This is a genomic window from Alistipes senegalensis JC50 (assembly GCF_025145645.1).
Lineage (GTDB): Bacteria > Bacteroidota > Bacteroidia > Bacteroidales > Rikenellaceae > Alistipes > Alistipes senegalensis.
On sequence record NZ_CP102252.1, the window covers coordinates 2,977,588 to 2,998,232 of the forward strand.

21 protein-coding genes and 2 pseudogenes are annotated in these 20,645 nt (G+C 57.3%); all 23 read right to left on the reverse strand.

Translation table 11 applies throughout. The annotated features are described in order from the left end of the window. Positions 1-2: 2 nt before the first annotated feature. The gene (locus tag NQ519_RS11965) at positions 3-1,061 is read right to left on the reverse strand and encodes a PDDEXK nuclease domain-containing protein (protein WP_019150920.1); all 1,059 of its coding nucleotides are present in this window, start codon (positions 1,059-1,061) and stop codon (positions 3-5) included. A 261-nt stretch (positions 1,062-1,322) separates the two neighbouring features. Further along, on the reverse strand, positions 1,323-1,685 hold the full coding sequence (locus NQ519_RS11970) for a helix-turn-helix domain-containing protein (protein WP_019150919.1): 363 nt from the start codon (positions 1,683-1,685) through the stop codon (positions 1,323-1,325). Next, positions 1,682-1,942 (reverse strand): annotated as a pseudogene (locus NQ519_RS11975) (type II toxin-antitoxin system RelE/ParE family toxin); the annotation flags it as partial. The gene NQ519_RS11970 and the pseudogene NQ519_RS11975, both read right to left, overlap by 4 nt. Before the next feature lie 669 nt (positions 1,943-2,611). Then, positions 2,612-2,800 (reverse strand): hypothetical protein, encoded by a 189-nt coding sequence (locus NQ519_RS11980; protein WP_019150917.1) that lies wholly within the window; start codon positions 2,798-2,800, stop codon positions 2,612-2,614. Then, entirely contained in the window at positions 2,797-2,934 is a 138-nt protein-coding gene (locus NQ519_RS11985; RefSeq protein ID WP_019150916.1) for a hypothetical protein, read from the reverse strand. The genes NQ519_RS11980 and NQ519_RS11985 overlap by 4 nt, the downstream gene beginning before the upstream one ends. Before the next feature lie 269 nt (positions 2,935-3,203). After that, complete coding sequence (locus NQ519_RS11990) at positions 3,204-3,806, reverse strand: RteC domain-containing protein (RefSeq protein WP_019150915.1); 603 nt, start codon at positions 3,804-3,806, stop codon at positions 3,204-3,206. A gap of 105 nt (positions 3,807-3,911) precedes the next feature. Then, complete coding sequence (locus NQ519_RS11995) at positions 3,912-5,084, reverse strand: hypothetical protein (RefSeq protein ID WP_019150914.1); 1,173 nt, start codon at positions 5,082-5,084, stop codon at positions 3,912-3,914. A gap of 182 nt (positions 5,085-5,266) precedes the next feature. Then, positions 5,267-5,533: a hypothetical protein gene (locus tag NQ519_RS12000; RefSeq protein ID WP_019150913.1), complete on the reverse strand. Its 267-nt coding sequence runs from the start codon at positions 5,531-5,533 to the stop codon at positions 5,267-5,269. 146 nt (positions 5,534-5,679) lie between these two features. Further along, the gene (locus NQ519_RS12005; RefSeq protein ID WP_019150912.1) at positions 5,680-6,813 is read right to left on the reverse strand and encodes a cytochrome d ubiquinol oxidase subunit II; all 1,134 of its coding nucleotides are present in this window, start codon (positions 6,811-6,813) and stop codon (positions 5,680-5,682) included. A 3-nt stretch (positions 6,814-6,816) separates the two neighbouring features. After that, a pseudogene (locus NQ519_RS12010) lies at positions 6,817-8,332 on the reverse strand (cytochrome ubiquinol oxidase subunit I). Between the two features lie 431 nt (positions 8,333-8,763). Continuing rightward, positions 8,764-8,961 (reverse strand): DUF4492 domain-containing protein, encoded by a 198-nt coding sequence (locus tag NQ519_RS12015; RefSeq protein WP_019150910.1) that lies wholly within the window; start codon positions 8,959-8,961, stop codon positions 8,764-8,766. A gap of 135 nt (positions 8,962-9,096) precedes the next feature. After that, positions 9,097-9,555, reverse strand: coding sequence for a PepSY-like domain-containing protein (locus tag NQ519_RS12020; protein WP_019150909.1), 459 nt, complete (start codon positions 9,553-9,555; stop codon positions 9,097-9,099). 167 nt (positions 9,556-9,722) lie between these two features. Next, the gene (locus NQ519_RS12025; protein ID WP_019150908.1) at positions 9,723-10,175 is read right to left on the reverse strand and encodes a PepSY-like domain-containing protein; all 453 of its coding nucleotides are present in this window, start codon (positions 10,173-10,175) and stop codon (positions 9,723-9,725) included. A 13-nt stretch (positions 10,176-10,188) separates the two neighbouring features. Further along, the gene (locus NQ519_RS12030) at positions 10,189-11,514 is read right to left on the reverse strand and encodes a PepSY-like domain-containing protein (RefSeq protein WP_019150907.1); all 1,326 of its coding nucleotides are present in this window, start codon (positions 11,512-11,514) and stop codon (positions 10,189-10,191) included. A gap of 54 nt (positions 11,515-11,568) precedes the next feature. Next, positions 11,569-12,027, reverse strand: a complete 459-nt coding sequence (locus NQ519_RS12035) for a PepSY-like domain-containing protein (protein ID WP_161603984.1) — start codon at positions 12,025-12,027, stop codon at positions 11,569-11,571. A 230-nt stretch (positions 12,028-12,257) separates the two neighbouring features. Next, positions 12,258-13,742, reverse strand: a complete 1,485-nt coding sequence (locus NQ519_RS12040; RefSeq protein WP_083871032.1) for a helix-turn-helix domain-containing protein — start codon at positions 13,740-13,742, stop codon at positions 12,258-12,260. Between the two features lie 98 nt (positions 13,743-13,840). Then, complete coding sequence (locus tag NQ519_RS12045; protein WP_019150904.1) at positions 13,841-15,100, reverse strand: sensor histidine kinase; 1,260 nt, start codon at positions 15,098-15,100, stop codon at positions 13,841-13,843. Between the two features lie 14 nt (positions 15,101-15,114). Further along, positions 15,115-15,414 (reverse strand): winged helix-turn-helix domain-containing protein, encoded by a 300-nt coding sequence (locus NQ519_RS16275; RefSeq protein ID WP_371173659.1) that lies wholly within the window; start codon positions 15,412-15,414, stop codon positions 15,115-15,117. Continuing rightward, on the reverse strand, positions 15,356-15,643 hold the full coding sequence (locus NQ519_RS16280) for a response regulator transcription factor (protein ID WP_371173658.1): 288 nt from the start codon (positions 15,641-15,643) through the stop codon (positions 15,356-15,358). Before NQ519_RS16280 ends, NQ519_RS16275 begins: the two co-directional genes overlap by 59 nt. Before the next feature lie 127 nt (positions 15,644-15,770). Next, entirely contained in the window at positions 15,771-15,959 is a 189-nt protein-coding gene (locus tag NQ519_RS12055) for a hypothetical protein (RefSeq protein WP_147513186.1), read from the reverse strand. A gap of 11 nt (positions 15,960-15,970) precedes the next feature. Then, positions 15,971-16,447 (reverse strand): hypothetical protein, encoded by a 477-nt coding sequence (locus NQ519_RS12060; RefSeq protein ID WP_019150903.1) that lies wholly within the window; start codon positions 16,445-16,447, stop codon positions 15,971-15,973. Between the two features lie 21 nt (positions 16,448-16,468). Then, a complete protein-coding gene (locus NQ519_RS12065; RefSeq protein WP_044118636.1) occupies positions 16,469-16,924 on the reverse strand; it encodes a PepSY-like domain-containing protein in 456 nt (151 codons plus the stop codon). A gap of 17 nt (positions 16,925-16,941) precedes the next feature. Beyond that, positions 16,942-18,222, reverse strand: coding sequence for a reverse transcriptase domain-containing protein (locus NQ519_RS12070; protein ID WP_019150901.1), 1,281 nt, complete (start codon positions 18,220-18,222; stop codon positions 16,942-16,944). Positions 18,223-20,645: the final 2,423 nt, after the last annotated feature.

Below are 20,645 nucleotides of genomic sequence, written 5' to 3' on the forward strand. Positions count from 1 at the left end.
GGCTATACCTCCTCCTTTGGGGAATTATCGTGTTGCAGGCGGAAGAACGTCTTTTGCCGCTCGATCTCTTCGCGCAACTCCTCCTCGGTGGGCATATAGAGCATATATTTCGAGGCAAACAGACGGTCGTTGTCGTGCAACACGGAGTAGCGGGCGATGTCCTCATCCGTTTCCGAGCATAAAACGATGCCGATGGTCGGGTTGTCTCCCTCGCCGCGCACTCGCTCGTCGTACATCCGCACGTACATATCCATCTGCCCGACGTCTTGGTGCGTGATGGTCGTCGTTTTGAGGTCGATCAGCACGAACGATTTAAGAATGTAGTTGTAGAACACGAGGTCGATAAAATAATCTTTCTTCTCGGTGCGGACTAATTTCTGCCGCGCGACGAACGAGAAGCCTTTGCCCAATTCGAGCAGGAATTTTTGCAGGTTGCCGATGATGGCTCCTTCTAATTCCGTTTCCGTAAAATCACTGTTGGGCGAAAGGCCGATGAACTCCGCGACGGTCGGGTTCTTGATGAACTCCATGCGGTCTTTATCGAACGGAGCGGTCAGTGCTTTCATCTCGCCCTCGACCGTATCTTTGTGCTGCGAGAGCAGCAACCGTTCGTAATACTGCGAACCGATATTGCGGTCGAGCGTGCGGTAGCTCCACATCTGTTCGGCGGCCTCTTTCAAATACCACGTGCGGGCATTGACGTTGGAAACACTCAACAACCGCTTGTAATGCGACCATGTCAAAATTCCCCACGCTGTGGGGAGTTTTTCGGGAAAGGCGAGATAGAACTGTCGAAAATAGTACAACGAGTTTACTGAAAACCCTTTGCCGAACTCCGCTGTAAGTTCTTTCGAGAGCGATTTCAACAACTGCGAACCATAATCGGCGCGGTCTTTACCCTGCTGCTCCTGCTCCACGATGCGCTTGCCCATCTGCCAATAAGCCTCGACCATCGCCGAGTTAATGGCGGTGTATGCCTTTTGACGGGCTTGTGTTACGATGCGTTTGATTTCGCCGATGAAATCCGCGTTATATAACAATATGCGATCTTCGTTTTTCATCCGGAATGAATTGATTTACAAAGGTAGCGAAATTCTCGATAAGTTTAATGCTCGGACAACCGCTGAATGAAGAAAGCGCAAATAAGGTGTCAGACGTGTCGTCGAATTTCAAGGTATGGATAAACAAGAACCACGACAGGATTCAAAAGGCAACCAAGAATAGGACACATCCTTATTTCCTGAGATACAACAGAATATGGTAGCACAAGCACAAAATAAGGGCGGTCATCATTGGCCGCCCTTATTTTCAGATTCCGTCGCTCACGCCCAAATCACGTCGAGGCGTAACATGATACCCAACGCAGATGCGATGCGAATAAACGAGGAGAGTTGCAAATCGGTTTCTCCTTTTTCGATACGATTGATGTAGGTGCGTTCCCGTCCCACACGTTCGGCAAGTTCCTTTTGCGTCATACCGAGTTCTTTGCGCCGCTCCCGCAGCATTTCGCCATAATACCATGCACGAGCCTTTGCATCGAACTCCTCCCGTTCCGGAGTGCCGACCTCGCCAACCTCTTTGCCGAGTACCGTTTCGGCCTTTACGAACCCCTGTTTCTTGCTGAAATCCGTCTGCCGGAGTTTCTGCAATTCCTCTGCTGTTAATCGGTTGTTTGTCGTACTCATAGCAATTTCCTTAAAATGTTGATAGCCTTTGTAATCTCTTTGTCGTAATCCTTTGTGCTTTTCTTCACAAAGCCGTTCAGTAGGATAACGCTCGATGCGAGGCTGATATTCTCATTGTCTGCCGAAAACAGGATAACCCGAACTTCATTATCAACCGAAACACGCAACTCGTAAAAATCAGTATTCATCAATTTCTTCACGAACTTGGTCGGTATCGGCCGTACGGTTCCTAAAATTGATACCGCATAGCGCAGTTTTTCACGGGTGCGAGGGCTCTAACTCTGTTCAAAATCAATGTATTCCGGCGAAAATATCAAATTTCGTTTCATTCTTATCGTTATTTCTACAATGTAAAAGTAATTAATTAGTTACACTTGTACAAATCTGTTACAAGAAATGTGCCTATTTACTCCGTATTTTTCTCTGCACGGGTTCTTTTGCGATGCGACACCGCCGAGCATTGTCCGGATTATCGGGAGTGATTTTCAAATTTCACAGGCGGGACGCCTTGCAACCAATCTGTTCGGGCGTGAAATTCTCGTATATTACCGACAATGAAGCAAGTAAATTATTGAACGCCACAAGATAGATAAATTCCAATTCACTCATTGTTGCCCTCCTTTCGATACCAGCATCAGTTGGTTGAGACGGTCAGGAAACCAATATGCGTCGCTATCTAAAAAGACAATGCCGAATCCTCGTTTTTGGGATAACGATGCGGGCACAGAAAACTATCCGGCTTGCAAAATCCCAACACTTCATGAGGACAGAACGCTACCCTATAATCGTTGGTAAACATAATCGTATCACCGACGGCTAAATCGTTATTTGTGCTTATCACGTCCCAGAGATGAACGTAAATCATCTTACCGTGTTTCGCTTCTAATTCAGCTTTCCAATGTAGAAATTATAACTTCGATTCATAACTAATGTGCTATCTGATAAATCATCGGTTCTTTCGGCACGTTGTAAATCCAACTGCCACAACGTACCAGCAAGGCATCCTTGCCATAGAACATCTTTTTCATGCCAGTAATGCTGCCAGTAATGTAATAGGGAAACTGGTCGATTTTAAGACGTTCTCCGTCTGCTTTGTACTGGGTTTTCGTTCTCATTTATTTAATTCATCCATGTTACAATGTTTCTCGGCATATTCTTCTGCTTGCGCTCTGCTGTCGGCTTTGATTTTGAACTCGCCCCTGAACACGTACTGAACAGGAACGGTATAAACTTGTTTTTTGTCGCTCATTACTTCAGGTTTTGCTGCCTGACAATATCAGGAGATTTTACGAATATCTTCATTGGAATATATTTCTACTATACTCTCCTTTACTCTACTATGGGGTGCTGAAACACCGAAATTTCGCCGTAATTTATTGATTTTCATATAATTTCGGCGTATCATAATTACGTAAAGTCGGAATATGTCATTTTGATAGACATATCCGGTTCTCTTATTATCGCAGGAGATACGAAAACGCGGGACAGATTGCTGTCCCGCGCAGTTGGAAACAAGGGTTATTTGCGGCGCTCGCGTTCCTTTTCATCGTCGCGCTGCATCCGCAGGTTCAGTCGCTCACGCATCTTGTCGAGAAAGTACGTCCGGCTGTCGTTCTTGCGGCGTTTCATATCCAAATAGGCGTCGTAGCAATTACGAACGTTGATCTCCAGCCCGAACCGCGAGCTGAAGAGAGCGATCAACTCGTTGATCGACGCTTCGCCGTCATTGATGCAGCGCATTTCCTGCAAACCGTAGATCAGTTCGACCAATTCGACGAGTGTTCCCGTCCAGCGGATACGCGGTACGGATGGCTTGGGTTGACCGCCGTAACGGGCGAGCAGCTCCAGTTCGGTATCGATATATCCGATTGCGATCTGTACCGTAGGATCGAACGGGCGTATCGCTGTCATGTCGATACGTTGCGGATCGTCGAGCCAAGCATCCAACCGGATGCGGGTATGCTGCAAGGTCCTGAACAGTTCGATGTCCTGTTCTGTGGTTTCATAAAGTTTATGCAGGGTCCGGGCTAATTGCGCCAGACGAACCTGTCGTTGACCCGCATCCGTAACGGGCTCGGCCGCCATACGGAACAGCAGATCTTCGCTGATATGTCTTGTCATGTTTTTCTGTTTTCGAGTAAATAAATCCGTTCATACACCGTTTTTCGACAAATTGCCGAGGTGGGGATTTGTTTCTCTGAACAGATGCGGGAAAAAATTTAGTTGTTAGCTAATAACGAGCACGTGTACGCTTTCTTCCGTTCCGACTTGCATCTCGGATGCGCTCGCGACACCTGCCCGTTGCATTTCCTTGTGCTTAAACAATCGTTTGTGTTGTTCCTCCAACTCCGGGAAATGTCGTTTGATGAAATCCCTGAAGGAACAATCGTTCAAACCGAAGCGGTGGGCGATAGATTTTAACGACTCGGGCGTAGTTTCGTAGACACGGATCGCCTCGACGTACTTCTCCATGCTGCGGCGCGACACCATGCGTCCGTTGGCGTCCTTTACCATTCCTTGCCTTGCGTACAGCTCCGGCTCGTGCTCTTTGAGGTAGCTGCGGAAACATTCCGCATGCAATCCGTATATCGCAGCGACTGCGGCCGTCGATAAATTATTCTCTTTCAAATGTCGGATCGCGCCGGCGTATTTGGCTTTCGTCGCGGGGTTGTATTTGCGTGTTTTCGACCAATCCACCGGGCGCCCCTCCTCGCAGGGGATATTCTTTCGCTCGCAGATCGACTCCCTGTGCCACTTTTGCAGATAGGCATAAAAGCCCTTCTTGGACACGTTCGTCTGCCGGGCGATGCGGGCGGCCGACTGCGGGGTCGTGCGATAGAGCCGCAGCGCTTCGGCATATTTCTGCACGATGGCCGGCGACGGAGCGTGCGTGCTTCCGCGGCCGGTGATCTCTCCTTTACGCTGCTGCCCGACGGCCTGTTTCCGAATTCCGATGCGTCGGGCTACGAGTTCCTTGTGATAGAAGAGCAGATGCTGCTCCAGTCCCGAACAGGAGACCCCGCACGACTCGGCGGCTTCCCGTACCGTGACGTAACGGTCCGCTCGCAACAGTTCGACTGCATCGGCATACTGCTCCCGACAACAGCGTCGGCTCCCGCGAGTCAGACGGTCGTCGTAGCCTAAGCGCAGGCGTTCCGCCTCGCGCCGCTCGAGCACTCCCGGATAATGCGTCCGCAACTGGCGGGCGAGCCCCGAACCGTCCACGCCGAAACGGCCGGCGAACTCCGAGAGGTTCTTTTCGAGATGTTCCATGCGTTCGCATGCCTCGATCGCTTTCCGGTATTTGGCTCGGGTAGCGGGACGCTGCCCGCGTAAACCGCCCATCTTGATATGGAGGGCTTGTTCGCTATCGCACGCGATGTCATACCGGGCGAGCATTAAGTGGCGGTGATATTTACCGATATGACCGCTCAACCCCGACGGTGTAAGACCGCAGATTCGGCATATTTCGCGGCACGACAGTCCGGTGCTGCCGTACAGCTCCACAGCCTCGCGGTATTTCGTCTCGCTTCGAACCGTGGGTCTCGGCGGACAAGTTTTCTTATTTGCAGAATCGACTGTCATTTTCGGGATTTCATTCGATCGGTTCCTTCCACGCCACATCGCCACGTTCTGCGTTTGTTCAGGAGCAGCCCGACGAGAAACAGATTCGTAAGCGTCAGCCCTGCAACGAATGCCGTGAATACAGAGAAGAACTGTCGCAGCAGCAGGAATATCCCCGCAACGACGATTATTCCGGCGGCAAATCGGGCCAGCAGTGAAATCACGGCTGAACAGACAGGGACAAGTATCTCAGCCTGAGCGTCATGTTCGTAAGATTCGTACATAACTATCGATTTTCAGTATTACGCGGCATACCTGTCGATCTGCTGCGGACAATTTCATTCGAGCGAAAAAAGCGCAGGACCCGATCTGCTTCGTTATAGCAAGAGTCCACCAGACCTTCGGTTCGACAGACCGAGCCCCGCAATTATCAATAGCCTTCGCCGTCGGATGCCCGTTCTCCGGTTTTGCGACTCAAGGCTCCCCATACATACCAGATGTAGGCCACCACGAAGGGAATGAACAGTGATACCCACGCCATCGTCTTGAGCGTGAAGAGGCTCGACGAGGAGTTCGAGATCGTCAGCGACGACTGCATGTCCGTCAGCGAGGGATAGTAGGCCGTGCCGTTCCACCCGGCCAGCAGAAGCAGCGACAGCACCGTGAGGACCGTGCCGGCACCTCCGAACCAGATGGCCTGCCGCTTGCCGTGCCATCCCAGAAAGAGACTCCACAGCACAGCTGCCACGCCGACAAGCAGTATAACTGCCACATAGGGCATATCCATGAGGTTGTGCAGGTATTTGCAGGGTTCGACGGAGATGATCTCCGCGGCGTTCGCCGTCCATCCGTCAGCGACGAGCAATCCTGCGGTCCAGATGACGAAGTGCAGGACGAACAACGGGCCGAAGATCCGCACACCGCGACGTGCACGCCGTAGAATCGCCTCGTCGTCGATTTGGTGCATGAAGTATTGGCATGCAAGCGTCTTGGTAAGCATCACCAGCGCCGCACCCAGCAGGACGTTGCGCCACTCGGCGATGGCTTCGAGCCCGTGCCACGGCGTCGCCCATTGCGAGATGACCGCCGCGCCGCCCTGATTGGCGAGGTTGAGGCGATCGACCGTGAATTCCGCTCCCGTGAAGAAGGTCCCCACGGCGGTGCCGATCAGCAGCGGCCCCAGAACGCCGTTAATCAGCAGAAAGGCGTTGAAAGTCCGCTCGCCGAAGACGTTGGCGGGTTTGCGGCGGTATTCGTAGGCCACGGCCTGCAGCACGAAGCAGAAGAGAATGGCCATCCAGACGTAGAACGCCCCGCCGAACGACGTGGAGTAAAAGAGCGGGAACGAGGCGAAGAACGCGCCGCCGAATGTCACCAGCGTGGTGAAAGTAAGTTCCCATTTGTGGCCCAGCACGCCGGTCAGCAGGTTGCGTTCGCGCTCGTTGCGCCCCAGCGCGTAGAGCAGCGCCTGTCCGCCCTGCACGAACATCAGGAAGACCAGCAGGGCCCCAAAAAGCGAAATGATGAACCACCAGTAGTGTTGGAGCAGTGTGATCGTATCCATGAATTAGTCGTTTTTAGGTCCTATCTTGATCTGCCGGAACATGATGCTCAGCTCGGCGACGAGCAGCGCGGTGAAGAGCGCCAGGAAGAGGAAGAAGGTCACGGAGACCGATCCGCTGGGGATCTTCGAGGCCGCGACGCCCACGGGCATCAGGTCCTGAATGGCCCACGGCTGGCGTCCGATTTCCGTGACGATCCATCCTGCCTGCGAAGCCAGATAAGCCAAAGGAATGGACCACACGGCCACCCGCAGCAGCCAGCGTTTGTCGGCGAGGCGGTCTTTGCGGTTGAGCCACCAGACGACGCCCAGCAGCAGGATGAAGAAGCTGCCCGCGCCGACCATCACGCGAAACGAGTAAAAGAGTATCGGAACATTGGGTATCAATTGCTGCGGGGAATCGATATGCCCGTAACCGAAGTAAGCGAAATACTCCCGAAGAAACTCTTGCCCCGCTTCCGTCGCAGGATTGAAGCGGCAGCGTACCTCGTCGGCCGTCGTCGTATCGCCCGCAACGAGTGCTTCACGGTAGCGGGGCATCTCGGCGATGGCCACGCGACCGCGCTGCATCTTTTCCTCGGCGGACAGGATGCCGCGCTGTTCGTTGCCGTCGATCAAATCGTAGATACCCGGTACATAGGCCTCCTTGTCTCCGAAACTCATCCATGAGAGCAGTTTGGGAATGCCGATTTGGAAGCGGAACGCCTCGCCGTTGACCGGGCGGCCGTGGGGTTGCAATAAACCCACGGCGGTGAGCGACGCTCCTTCCTGCCCTTCGTAGAGGGCTTCCATCGCGGCCAGCTTCATCGGCTGCACATGCGCTACGATAGCCCCCGAGCGGTGCCCTGTCACCGCTGCGGCCAGCGCGAAGACAAGGCCGAAAGCCGAGGCGACGGCGATGCTCTTGCGGGCCATCCGCTGTTCGCGCCGGCGCAGCAGGTACCATGCCGAGACGCCCACGACGAACAGCGCCGCGAGCACGAACGACGAGGTGACGGTATGGAAGAACTTGTTGACAGCCACGGGCGACAGCGCCACAGTCGAGAACGAGGTCATCTCGTTGCGAACGGTTTCGAGGTTGAAAGTGCACCCCACGGGATATTGCATCCACGAGTTGGCTACCAGAATCCACCACGCCGATAGGTTTGCCCCGATAGCTGTGAGCCACGTAGCCGCGAGGTGGAAGCGTTTGGAGACCTTTCGCCAGCCGAAGAACATGACGGCGATGAACGTGGATTCGATAAAGAAGGCCAAAATGCCTTCGACGGCCAGCGGAGCGCCGAAGATGTCGCCCACGAAGTGCGAGTAGTTGGACCAGTTGGTGCCGAACTCGAATTCGAGAATCAGCCCCGTGGCGACGCCGATGGCGAAATTGATGCCGAAGAGGCGCATCCAGAAAGAACTTGGTGGTGCGTTTCCAGAACGCATCGCCCGTGCGGACGTAGCAAGTCTCCATGATGGCGATGATAAAACTGAGACCGAGGGTCAGCGGCACGAAGAGCCAGTGGTAGGCGGCCGTCATAGCAAACTGCGCACGCGACCAATCGACAGTGGATAAGTAGTCTGTCATGATAATAGTTGTTATAGGTTTTTCCTCTCGTATATGTATTTCTATATTTTCTTAACTTCGGCAGCCCGGAGCCCTGCCGATCAGAAAGGTCTGTCCGCGTGCGAGGTATCTGGAAAACCGAAGTGCGGCGCTGGCGGCATGCCGCCATTTAGGGATAACCGGTCTCCCATACCGAGGCGGAAGCAGGGAGGAACGGCCCCGTGCCGCCGCGGGATGCCATAGAGGCGATACCCGCCGGCACCGCCGCCCGAAAGAGACGGGCGTTCGGAATGGCGCGTGCAGCCTGCAAGCAGGACAGGCATCGTAGTGCGGAAAGGCAGGAGGCTGGTAACGGTTTCGGTCATAGACATTTTAAGGTCGGGTGCGGTTATTAGTGTCTGCCTTCAGGAGGTCAGTTCATAAAGAAAATGTTTCCGGCGCTGCACGTCGTCTTTTCCTGAGAGAGGGTCTGGAAAGAAAAAGACCTTCAGCACGGCGAACATGATGAACAGCTTGGCGAGAATGATAAGCCACAAGGTGCGCCCCAGCTTCATTTCCCGGAAGCCGTCGATGTAGAAGCGGAGGATGGATGTAAAAAACATAATTGGCAGAGAGTGTCGGTATTATTCGAAGGTTTTGCGATAACGCAGGAATCGGCCCCGGTGCCGGCCGGAGACTTCAGGGTCGCCCCACGGCGCCCCGCTCCGGACCGGACCGAAACCGAATAGGTTCGGGTGTCAATCGTACTCCACGCGGATGAAGGTTCCGTTCGAGGAGTAGACCGCCTTCGCGCCGCCTTCCGTCGTGATCTTGTATCCGCCCGTCTCCCGCTCGGCCTCGGTAATACGTCCGCCGGGAAAGCGCCGTGCGAGGTCTTCGGTAATAGTCTGCGGGACGATGCCTGCTGGCACGAACGAGTATTCGCACTCCACTTTCTTCCAGTCGCCCGTTGCGTGGAAGTCGATCTCCGTGCCGTCGGAGAGCTTCACCTCGTATTCCCGGCGGCCGTCGTCGCGGTCCCGCTCGGCATATACGCAGCGCTCGGCGGGGAAATAGGTCTCGATAAACGCCTTCGCCTTGGCAGGCAGACGCCGGTAGGGGATGCGCATCGACGCGCACTCGGTAAAGAGCAGCACGCCGGCCACGAGCGCCGCCGCGATCATCGCGTAATGTTTCATCGTCAGTTTCGGTTTCATGTGTTTCCGGGTTTTCCGTTCGCCGGTTCGATCTCCGGCCCGTGTTTCTCAATGAAGACGCTCCGCACCTTCGGACGCCTGCCGGACGGCCCCGTGCGTCATATTTCGGCCTCGTCTCCTTCTCTGCGGCAGACGTCGTCCGGTGCGAAGCGTCTCTTCGTTTTCGATCAGTATCTCTCCTCCCGGACGAATGTCCCGTCCGCGGAGTAGATCAGCTCCAGCCCGCTGCCGATCGTGACCTCGTAGCCGCCCGGGGCGCGTTCGATCTTGTAGATTCCTGCGTCGGGATAACGGGCGGCCAAGTCCGAGACGATCCGTTCGGGCGCGATGCCCGCGGGCAGCAGCGAGAACTTGCAGTCCACCTCCGTCCATTGGCCCGCAGCATCGAACTCGATCTCCGTGCCGTTCGAGAGCACGGCCTTGTACTCGCGGCGGCCGTCGGCCCGATCCCGCTCGGCATAGGTGCAGCTCTCGGCGGGGAAGTACGTCTCGATGAAGGCCCGCGCCGCCGAGGGCAATTTACCGTAGGAGATGCGCTCCTCGTCGTCGCATCCCGTCATGGTCAGCAGTCCGGCGACGATCGCCGCCAAGACTGCCGTATATTTCCCGATTCTTTTCATCGTCGGGCGACGTTCAGAGCACCCGGCCCTCGGCCGTGATGCGCAGTTCGATCTCCTGCTTGCCGCACTCCAACTCCACGAGGTAGTATTCCGCATCGGGCGTCTGAACGTACTCGATGTCGTCGATGGTGTACGAGGCATACTCGGCAGGGATAGCCGCCGTGACGGCCTCGGGAAGCTCGCTGCGGTGGATGTCCCACTCGGTGTAGACCCAGGCGTTCTGGCCGTTGAAGTAGACGTTCTTCTCGCGTCCCTCGTGCCAGATCTCCACCTCCAGCAAGCCGTCTTCACGGTCGTACTCCATGATCTGCGCGCCGGGGTATTTCTGGGCGATGAACTCCGCTGCCGTCGCGTTCACCATCCCGCCGTTGCCCTGGCCGTGGTTGCCGCCGCCCGTATTGCCGCCTGTATTACCACCCGTATTGCCGCCTCCGGGCTGCTTGAGCGAGAGCGTGCCGTCGGCGGTGATGTCCACCTTCACGTCGCCCTGTGCAGACTCCAGGTCGAAGCGCCAGAACTCCTTGTCGGGGGTCAGGTAGTGGTCGATGTCGTCGATCCAGTACGAGGCGTACTGGCTGTTCTGCAACGCCGTCATCACCGGCTGCGGAACCTCCGTGCGGTGTACCTCGGTCTTGGTGTAGAGCCACGAGTCGCTGCCGTCGAACAGCAGCTCGCGCGGCGTGCGGCCGTCCACGATATCCACCTCGGTCATGCCTCTCTCGTGGTCGATCTCCGTGATGCGGGCGTTCGGGTAGTTCTGACGGATATACTCCTCGATGCCCGTGGCCGGTTTCGAGGGGATGTAGTCCCCGTAGTCGTAGTCGGGGGCCGCGTCGGCGATCTTCTTGACCAGCACGCCGTCGGGCGCATAGTAGAGGTCCACCTCCGTCTTGTTTCCGTTCTCGCGCTTCTCCACCTCTACGACGTAGATCGTCTCCACGCCCTCGCGTTCGAGCTTGTCTACGTCGTCCACCTGCCACGGCGCGGCGGCGTATTCGCTCCCGTTAAAGGCCGTCTGCACGGCTTCGGGAAGCGCCGCGAAAGGAATATCCGTCTCGGTCATGTACCACGCACCGCCGTTGTCGAACCAGGCCGACAGTTCGGCAGCTCCGGCGGCACGGGCCTCGGCGAGCGAGAAGTCGGCCACCACGTAGCCCTGTTTGGTCTGCCATACGACGTTCGTCGCAGCGGGGTATTTGGCCTTCAGGGCCGCCTCGGCCTGGGTGCTCACCGCAGGCGGCTGGGGTCCCGGAAGTTCATCCGCAGGGTTGTTCTTATCGCAGCTCGCAAGGGGAAGCGTTCCCGCAAGCATCGTCAGAAGAAAAAGATTCGTTTTCATACCTTTACAATTTAGTTTATCTTGATTTGAATAATTAAGGGTCTCGGATTACCGTCACGGCCTTTTCAGCTCCTCGGTATCGGCAGGCTCGAAGTTCCACTCCCGGTCGAGCGTCAGCGTCGCCCGATTGTCGAGTCTTATTCTCGTCGTGCGTTCACCGCGGTCGATGTCCGTGATCCGCGCTCCGGGATAGAGCTCCCCGATCCTGCGGGCGACCTGCGGCGGAACGGCCTGCCGGGGCGCCTGCCCGTAGCGGCAGTCGATCCGCTTCCATGATCCGTTGCGGCGGAACTTCATCCGCACGCCGTTGGTCAGCACCACCTTGTACTCCACCTCGAAGAACTCCCGCTCGCGCAGGGCATAGGCCACCCCGGCCGCCGGGCGGAACGACTCGATGAACCGCTGCGCCGCGGGCGGCAGCTGTCCGAAAGCGACCGCACGGTCGTTGTCGGTCAGCATCCCGACCGAGAGGATCAGCAGCAGCGGGCAGAGCACGAGCATCGTCTTTTTCATGGTTCCCGGACGTTTCATGGTGCAAATATCAGGAGCGATTCTGTCGCGAATCTGTAATTCCGGTCCCGAGGCGAAAAAATCTTTTTCGGCCGGGCCCGGCAAGCCCTGCGGCGCATGAGGGCCGCACCGTGCGGAGGCGATGCCGTCCGTCCCGGAAGCCGTATCCCGCTCTTCATGATTCATGGCTGCATTTTCTCGCTCCATTCCCTTTAAGCCAATTATCGCCGGCGTTATATAAGGCCGAATGATTTCATTCTGTTATACAGCGTGGATTTGCCGATGCCCAGCAGCTTCGCCGCGTTCGTTCTATGGTTGCCTGTCTGTTTCAGAGCCTCTATGATGCGCTCTTTCATCCCCGCCTCCTTTTCCATGACGGCAGAGGCCGCCTCCGCCCGCTCCTTTTCGCGCCTTTCGTTCTCTTCGTCCCGGAGCCGTCTGTTTTGCTGTTCGAGCAGTCGATTGTGGGATTTTATCGCATCCGGGCGGCTGCGTCGCACGAAACCTCCCACGCTGTTATACTGAAGTCCGAGTTTGCGGGCGATGGATTTCAGAGGTTCGGTCGTCGTTTCGTACAACCGGACCGCTTCGGCGTATTTTTCCGCACTGCGGCGCAAGACCGTTTTCCCGTTGTCCAGTTTTGTCTTGCCGAGCAGAGCGGCCAGCTCCGGCTCATGCTCGTACAAATATTCCCGAAACGTCTCCGGATGCAGTCCGAATTCTGCGGCGGCCGCGGCGGTCGGCATTCCGCCCGCTCTGAGCCGTTCGATCGCCGGGGCATATTTCTCCGCCGTACTTTTGAGGTAGCGTTTTTGCGAGGACAGATCTATACAATCGGCCGTATCCGGCACCGTGCCCCCGCGTCTTTCGAGCATCAGGTTCCGGTGCCACGTCCGCAGGTGGTGGCGCAACCCGCTTTCAGAGACGTTCGTGCTTTTCGCGATTTGAGCGGCGGTCAGCGCTGTCGTGCGGTAGAGCTCCACGGCCCGGCGGTATTTTTCCACGGCCGACGCCGAGGGCGCATGTATGCCGCCGCTCCGCCGGGGCGTTCCCGGACGGCCCGCCTGCGGGCTGCTTTTTCTGCTGGCGCGTCTTTGGACGACCAAATCCTTGTGATAAAAAAGCACATGCTGCCGCAATCCGCTATACGACACTCCGCACACCTGGGCCGCCTGCCTTACCGTGATGCTGCCCGTGCGCAGCAGCTCTACCGCTTCGGCATATTTGACCACGCTCTGGGGACGCACGCCGCGCGGCTGGTTGTCGTTCAATCCCCGCCGCCATCGCTCTATCTCCCGAAGCACGGGTATATCGGGGAAATGGGCACGCAGCTGGTTGGCCAATGCCGTGCCGTCGAGACGGAACTTACGGGCGATCTGCGAAATGTTGTATTCGAGGCAGGAGCTGTCCCGGCATGCTTCGACGGCCTGCCGGTACTTGCGGTATGCGGAGGGCGACTGTCCGAACGCTTCACGGAGCCTGACGGCAGCCGCATCGGTGTTTCCGGCATCGATGCCGTAGCGGGCAAGGAGCAGATCCCGGCGGTGATGATGCAGATAGGAGGTAAACCCGCCCAGCGACACACCGCACAGCGCGCATATCGCCCGGCACGAAAGTGTCGTGGCCGCATAAAGCCTTTCCGCAGCGCCGTACTTGGCCTTTGTCTCGGTCGTGGGGCCGTGCTTACGGGCGTTTGTTTTCGTTGGTTTCTCGGACATATCGGGCTGCTTTGGAAAGAATGCCGGACAGGAAGGTCCGGTTATCGGCTCGTTGTTTTTTATTTTCGGTTCTCTGAACGGAAGGAGGTCTTCGCACATCAGGGCCACACGATGCGGAAGCGGTGCCGTCCGTCCCGAAAGTCGTACTCCGCACGCAGGCCGTAGCAGTTGCACACGGCCCGGACCAGCGCGAGACCCAGTCCGGTCGAGCCCTCCCGTTTGGAGCCCTGGTAGAAGCGCTCGAAGATCCGGTCGCCGTCCAGCCTCCGCTCTCCGTCGTTCTCCACCACGAGCGTCGTACCCTCCGTATATACGTCGATAAAGGCGCCGCAGGCGCTGTGGATATAGGCGTTGCGCACCAGATTGGAGACAAGCACCTCGGCCAGCGTTTCGTTCATCAACACAGTAAAACGCTCCGGCAGGCGCACCCCGGCGTGCAGGCCGCGCCCCTCGAAGAGCTCCCCGCAGAGCGCTACCTGCTCGCGGCACACCCGGGCGAGGTCCACCTGCACGCAATCCGCGAACTGGTTGTTGTCGATCTTGGCGAGCAACAGCAAGGTCTTGTTCAACCGCACGGCATGGCTCAGCGTCCGCTGCATCGACACCACGTGTCCCACGGCCTCCTTCTCCAGCGCGGCATGGTCCAGCAGCCAGTCCAGGCGTGCCCGAAGCACGGCCAGCGGCGTCTGCAACTCGTGCGAGGCGTTGCCGATGAACTGCTTTTGCTGCTCGAAAGCCTCCTCCGAACGTTTCATGGTCTGATGGACAGCGGCATAGAGCCGCCGGAACTCGTCGATCGAGGATGCTTCGGGAAGCGCCTCGTTCCGGCCACCTAGGGTATATCCGTCCAGCCATTGCAGCAGCCGGTAGACCGGGCCAAGGCTCCGGTTGAACATGCCCAGGACGATCAGCAGCAGCATGGCGTAGAGATACACCACCCATTGCAGGATTGACGCCAGCAGGTCGGTCTTCTCGAAGGTCGGCATCGACACGATCAGCTCGTAATACGCTCCGTCGCCGCTGCGGAAGATCGTCGTCAACAGACGCGCCGGCTCCCACTCCTGCTGCTCGGCGATATAGACCTCGGCATCGCGGAAGACATAGCCCGTCTGCTTGGAGGCATAGTCCTCGCTCACGCGCGTGAGCGTGTAGCTGTTGTTGTTCCCGTCGCGCTTCTCGGGAAGAGGATGGTCCGAAAGCATGCGCATAATGATCATCTCCGAGTATTTCTCCAGCACGTCGTCCGTGTCGTCGTTCACCTGGTCGATCATCGCATAGTAGAACACCGCGGCCCACAGAGCCATCAGGGGCAGCAGCGAGAGCGACAGACGCAGCGCGATACGTGTGATCAGCTTCATCTCCCAGGGTTCCTTTACCGCTCTGCGAGCAATTTGTACCCGAAGCCGTAGACCGAGGCGATCTCGATGCTGCCGCCCGCCTCGGCGAGCTTGCGTCGCAGGTTCTTCATCTGCGAATAGACGAACTGGAAGCTGTCGGCCTGGTCGGCATGGTCGCCCCACACCGCCTCGGCGAGCGCGGCCTTGTCCACCATGTGGCCCGGACGCTGCATGAGATAGCTCAGGATGTCGAACTCCTTTTTGAGCAGCGTCAGCTCACGGCCCTCGACCTCCACGCGCCGGCCCTCGGGGTCGAGGCGCACGTTGCCCAGCACGATACCCCGGCGAGAGTCGCCGCGGCGCCTCGAGCTCTTCGAGGATCCGAAGGCCGCTGCCGTCGGGAAGCATGATGTCCAGCAGGATGCAGTCGTACTCGTAAAGACGCAGCTTCAGCGTCGCATCCCCGAAGGTCTCGGCCTCCTGAACGACGTAGCCCGCACGGCGCAACTCCTCGCTCATCAGGCTGCGCAGCGACGGCTCGTCCTCTATGATCAAAACTTTCATCCCTCGTAATCGTTTTAAAATATCCGGTCGGTCTGGCCCGCAAGCCCTGCCGGCCGGCAGTTTTCCTTTTCCCGGGAAATGCCACAGGAGTATCCTCCTGCCGTTTGAAAGAGTTTCGCACCCTGCGTCATCTCTCCCGTCGCGTATAACCTATTCGGTCGTGGCGATGACGGCGGTGCAGGTCGCTCTCGAAGCCGTCGTGTTCCTCCGCGGGATACCAGTGGAAGCGCTCGCTGAGCCATTCGGCCAGCCGCAGCAGCCACCGTGCCCTCGAAGAGGGCCGGGCGGAGTTTTGGGGTGAAGTCTCGGAGTGCATGGCGGCTCAGGTCAAAAGGTCGTTCCGTCGGCCCCGATGCGCAGGTCCACCGTCCGCTGGCCGTCGGCCAGCGCCGCTAAGTAGTATTCCCGTTGCGGGGTCCGGATATATTCCAGGCTGTCCGCCTCGCAGCGCGACCACGGGTGGGCGGCAAGCCGCACCCGGACAGGCTCCGGAAGTTCCGAGGGCCGGAGCTGCCACGAGGTGCTCACCCAGCAATAGAGGCCCTCGTCGTCATCGTAGAACAGCACGTTCTTCCAGCGGCCCTCATGCCGGATGCCTACGTGCAGGAAACGGCATTCCATGCCCTTTTCCGAACGAAGCCGCGACCATACGATCTCCGAGTCCGGGTAATGCGTCCCGATGAACGCCGCCACCGGGGCGCTCACGGCATCCGCGGCGTCCGGAACGGATGCGGCCGGAGTATTCTCCGTGTCCGCAGGGTCCGTTGCAGCCCGGCAGGCGTGTATGGGGTTTGTCTTGTCCATAGGAGGTTGTATTTATGTTTATCAGTCGTCGTAGTCGATCACGTTGAACTTCGCGTCGAAGGTGACCTCCACGCCGCCCGAAAGCTCGATCTCCCATGTGTAGGGGTTGCGTTTGATCTTGCGGATGAACTGGCCTGCAAAGAGCCGGTTCGAAGCCACGAAATCGGCGATCTGCTTGGGAACGATGGCCGCGGGAACCGGAGCGTACTTGCGCTCGACGCTTTCCCACGATCCGTCGGCGCGGAAGTCCACCTCCGTGCGGTCGGTGTACGTCACCTCGTACTCGACGGTCATAATCTTATGGTCGGCGACGATATAAGCCAGCGTGAGGTCCTTGAAATGAGTCGTCAGGAACGTCTGAGCAGCCTGCGGCAGGCGGTCGAAGGCAATAGGCTCTTCACGGCCGTCGGCATGGGCCGACAACCGACCTCCGAATACCAGAACGGCAATAAAAAGTAATTTTGCGATCGTTTTCATAACTAAATGGTTTTAGGTTAATAATCCAAATTCTCGTGGGTTCCGGAAAGTCCACGCTGCAAAGGTCGCAAACGATTTCGGAGCGAATCTGAAACCAAGGCGCAGGGAGCATGCGCCCGAACCCGATGATCGAGCGTAAACTTCGCAAAGTCCGTTCGCATCCACCCGTAGCGGTATATCCACTCGTTGGCCTCGATGATCCGGCGGCGACAGCGATAACACCGGAAATGTTTCATCCCTCCCAAATAGGAATTTATCGAAGCTGCGAATTTCGGCGCCTGCTGTTTTCGGCAACGAGCGCGATTGACATCGAGCATCTGCCGGAAACGGCTGACCACACGATGGCTCGGATAGATCCGTCCGGGCTTGACATAGCCGCCGACGAACAATACGCCCCGGTCGGCGCGCTGCAAGTGAATTTTACGGGGATGAAGCGTCAGATGCAACTCCTCGCGCAGAAAATCGCGGATCACGGGAATCAACGATTTCAAATAACCGGCATCCTCGTGCACGATATAAAAATCATCCACATAACGGCCGTAATGACGCACTTTCAGCTCCCGTTTCATCCACTGGTCGAAGCGATCCATGTAGATATTGCTGAACAACTGCGAAGTCAGATTGCCGATGGGAAGACCGCAGTCGGGCGCAGCGTGAAAAAGACTTTTGCTCGGAGGGAAATCGGCCCACACCTTTCGCGATCCGCGCACGATGCAGTTTTGCGTCGCATCGTGGAAAATCACCCGTTCGAGCAGATAGAACAGCAGCTCCGAATCGAGCATGTAACGTCCGGCCGGCTGCGCGGCGCAATATGCCGTCCAATGACGTTCGAGATAACTGCGCAGCATGGCGTAGAGGATCTTGCGGTCGATAGAGAAAAAGTAGCCCTGCACGTCGAGTTTGAGCACCCAGCACGGCCGCGAATAATTGCGCGAACAACTGCGGATATGATGATCGAGCCGCCGAATGGCGTAAAGCGTCCCCATCCCTTTTCGGCACGAATAGGAGTCGGCGATGAAGGTCCGCTCGAAAAGCGGAGCGATCTGGTCATGGATCAGACGGTGAACGATGCGATCCCGGAAATTCGCTCCGAAAATCTCGCGTTTGATCTCCAACTCCGTCAACAGGAAACAAATGCTGCGCGAAGGATTATACCGACGCGAGACGATGTCGTCGTAAAGCTCCAGCAGCTCGTGCTCCATATTCAGCTCGTAGCGGAGCTGATTGACCGTATTGCGTTTGCCTTTCCGGACATCGAAATACGCTTGGAATAGGGTATCCAAAAGATCGTAGTTCATAATTCTGCGTTCTTAAAAAGAGGGTTTGCCTGTTCTCGCGCACACGCTACGGACACAACGCACGGAATACAAGTTCGTCTTGTTGTTGTTCGTCACCGATGAACCGGTAGGCGTAACGCTCATGTAGAACGCGTTGGGGTAGCTGCCGGCGTAGTAGTAGCTGTTGTCGGTCGTAGCCGACCAGTAATAGCCGTTGACGTTAGCCGGGTTGCTACCGTTGCCGGCAAGAGGAAAACTCGAAGCAACCGCTGTGAGCTCGGGCGACGAAACGGCGAAAACCATACGCGGGGCATGGTCTCGGACCGAGTCATCGCGCCGACTCCGCCGGGAAAACCGGCGAAACATTACCGAAGCTGAAAAGCCGGAAGCTGCACCCTCATCCGCAAAGGGACGGGGGCGCTTCCGAAACTCCGGCGGGTTACTGAACAGGCATGGCTCGCTCCGCATGCACCTCGCGGGATGACGCGGATTCCGGCACGAAACCCTCTGTAATCGCATATCAATCATCCTAAAAATTCTCAAAACTCAAAAAAAACACGCACAGGCGGCAGCTATAAAAGAGGGTTTGCCTGTTCTCGCGCGCACGCTACGGACACAACGCACGGAATACAACCAAGTCCTAGAGTTGTACTTCACCGATGAAGCGGTCGGCGTAACGTCCAGGTAGTACGCCCAGGAGCCGTAGGCGTCGGCGTAGGGCGTAGCCGACAAGTAATAGCCGCTGACGTCAGCCGGGCTGCTACCGTAGCCGGCAAGAGGAAAACCCGAAGTAACCGCTGTGAGCCCGGGCGACGAAACGGCGGCGGGAGCGAAGCCCGCACCGCAGGAAGAGTCATCGCGCCGACTCCGCCGGGAAAACCGGCGAAACATTACCGAAGCTGAAAAGCCGGAAGCTGCACCCTCATCCGCAAAGGGACGGGGGCGCTTCCGAAACTCCGGCGGGTTACTGAACAGGCATGGCTCGCTCCGCATGCACCTCGCGGGATGACGCGGATTCCGGCACGAAACCCTCTGTAATCGCATATCAATCATCCTAAAAATTCTCAAAACTCAAAAAAACACGCACAGGCGGCAGCTATAAAAGAGGGTTTGCCTGTTCTCGCGCACACGCTACGGACACAACGCACGGAATACAAGCCCTCCCCGTAGTACGCCAACGCGGAACCGGTAGCCTTAACGTCCAGGTAGTACGAGCCGCGGACAGAGCCGCTGTAGTAACTGCGCTCAGCCGACCAGTAATAGCCGTTGACGTTAGCCGGGTTGCTACCGTTGCCGGCAAGAGGAAAACTCGAAGCAACCGCTGTGAGCTCGGGCGACGAAACGGCGGCGGGAGCGAAGCCCGCACCGCAGGAAGAGTCATCGCGCCGACTCCGCCGGGAAAACCGGCGAAACATTACCGAAGCTGAAAAGCCGGAAGCTGCACCCTCATCCGCAAAGGGACGGGGGCGCTTCCGAAACTCCGGCGGGTTACTGAACAGGCACGGCTCGCTCCGCATGCACCTCGCGGGATGACGCGGATTCCGGCACGAAACCCTCTGTAATCGCATATCAATCATCCTAAAAATTCTCAAAACTCAAAAAAAACACGCACAGGCGGCAGCTATAAAAGAGGGTTTGCCTATTCTCGCGCACACGCTACGGACACAACGCACGGAATACAAGGCCGTCCCGTAGGCCTCCACCGAGGAATCGGTAGCGGTAACGCTCAGGTAGTACCCGCCGCGGACACCGACGCCGTACAAGCTGGGCGTAGCCGACAAGTAATAGCCGTTGACGTTAGCCGGGTTGCCACCGTTGCCGGCAAGAGGAAAACCCGAAGTAACCGCTGTGAGCCCGGGCGACGAAACGGCGGCGGGAGCGAAGCCCGCACCGCAGGAAGAGTCGTCGCGGCGGCTTCGTCGGGGCGACCGACGAAACAGTACCGGAGCCGAAAAGCAGCGGGCGTCGCCGACCCGAAAAGGGACCGGAAACGCCCGCTGAAACTCCGGCGGGTTACTGAACAGGCACGGCTCGCTCCGCATGCACCTCGCGGGATGACGCGGATTCCGGCACGAAACCCTCTGTAATCGCATATCAATCATCCTAAAAATTCTCAAAACTCAAAAAAACACGCACAGGCGGCAGCTATAAAAGAGGGTTTGCCTGTTCTCGCGCACACGCTACGGACACAACGCACGGAATACAAGCCTTTGCCGTAGGTCGTCACCGATGAACCGCTAGGGAGAAGGCCCAGGTAGTACGCGTCGTACCTGGTGTCGTAGCTGGTCGTAGCCGACCAGTAATAGCCGTTGACGTTAGCCGGGTTGCTACCGTTGCCGGCAAGAGGAAAACCCGAAGCAACCGCTGTGAGCCCGGGCGACGAAACGGCGGCGGGGCGAAGCCCGCACCGCAGGAAGAGTCGTCGCGGCGGCTTCGTCGGGGCG

Coding starts and splice junctions, on each gene's coding strand:
- NQ519_RS11965 (WP_019150920.1), bottom strand. CDS start 1,061: ATGAAAAACGAAGATCGCATATTGTTATATAACGCGGATTTCATCGGC.
- NQ519_RS11970 (WP_019150919.1), bottom strand. CDS start 1,685: ATGAGTACGACAAACAACCGATTAACAGCAGAGGAATTGCAGAAACTC.
- NQ519_RS11980 (WP_019150917.1), bottom strand. CDS start 2,800: ATGAGAACGAAAACCCAGTACAAAGCAGACGGAGAACGTCTTAAAATC.
- NQ519_RS11985 (WP_019150916.1), bottom strand. CDS start 2,934: ATGAGCGACAAAAAACAAGTTTATACCGTTCCTGTTCAGTACGTGTTC.
- NQ519_RS11990 (WP_019150915.1), bottom strand. CDS start 3,806: ATGACAAGACATATCAGCGAAGATCTGCTGTTCCGTATGGCGGCCGAG.
- NQ519_RS11995 (WP_019150914.1), bottom strand. CDS start 5,084: ATGCTCGCCCGGTATGACATCGCGTGCGATAGCGAACAAGCCCTCCAT.
- NQ519_RS12000 (WP_019150913.1), bottom strand. CDS start 5,533: ATGTACGAATCTTACGAACATGACGCTCAGGCTGAGATACTTGTCCCT.
- NQ519_RS12005 (WP_019150912.1), bottom strand. CDS start 6,813: ATGGATACGATCACACTGCTCCAACACTACTGGTGGTTCATCATTTCG.
- NQ519_RS12015 (WP_019150910.1), bottom strand. CDS start 8,961: ATGTTTTTTACATCCATCCTCCGCTTCTACATCGACGGCTTCCGGGAA.
- NQ519_RS12020 (WP_019150909.1), bottom strand. CDS start 9,555: ATGAAACCGAAACTGACGATGAAACATTACGCGATGATCGCGGCGGCG.
- NQ519_RS12025 (WP_019150908.1), bottom strand. CDS start 10,175: ATGAAAAGAATCGGGAAATATACGGCAGTCTTGGCGGCGATCGTCGCC.
- NQ519_RS12030 (WP_019150907.1), bottom strand. CDS start 11,514: ATGAAAACGAATCTTTTTCTTCTGACGATGCTTGCGGGAACGCTTCCC.
- NQ519_RS12035 (WP_161603984.1), bottom strand. CDS start 12,027: ATGAAAAAGACGATGCTCGTGCTCTGCCCGCTGCTGCTGATCCTCTCG.
- NQ519_RS12040 (WP_083871032.1), bottom strand. CDS start 13,742: ATGTCCGAGAAACCAACGAAAACAAACGCCCGTAAGCACGGCCCCACG.
- NQ519_RS12045 (WP_019150904.1), bottom strand. CDS start 15,100: ATGAAGCTGATCACACGTATCGCGCTGCGTCTGTCGCTCTCGCTGCTG.
- NQ519_RS16280 (WP_371173658.1), bottom strand. CDS start 15,643: ATGAAAGTTTTGATCATAGAGGACGAGCCGTCGCTGCGCAGCCTGATG.
- NQ519_RS12055 (WP_147513186.1), bottom strand. CDS start 15,959: ATGCACTCCGAGACTTCACCCCAAAACTCCGCCCGGCCCTCTTCGAGG.
- NQ519_RS12060 (WP_019150903.1), bottom strand. CDS start 16,447: ATGGACAAGACAAACCCCATACACGCCTGCCGGGCTGCAACGGACCCT.
- NQ519_RS12065 (WP_044118636.1), bottom strand. CDS start 16,924: ATGAAAACGATCGCAAAATTACTTTTTATTGCCGTTCTGGTATTCGGA.
- NQ519_RS12070 (WP_019150901.1), bottom strand. CDS start 18,222: ATGAACTACGATCTTTTGGATACCCTATTCCAAGCGTATTTCGATGTC.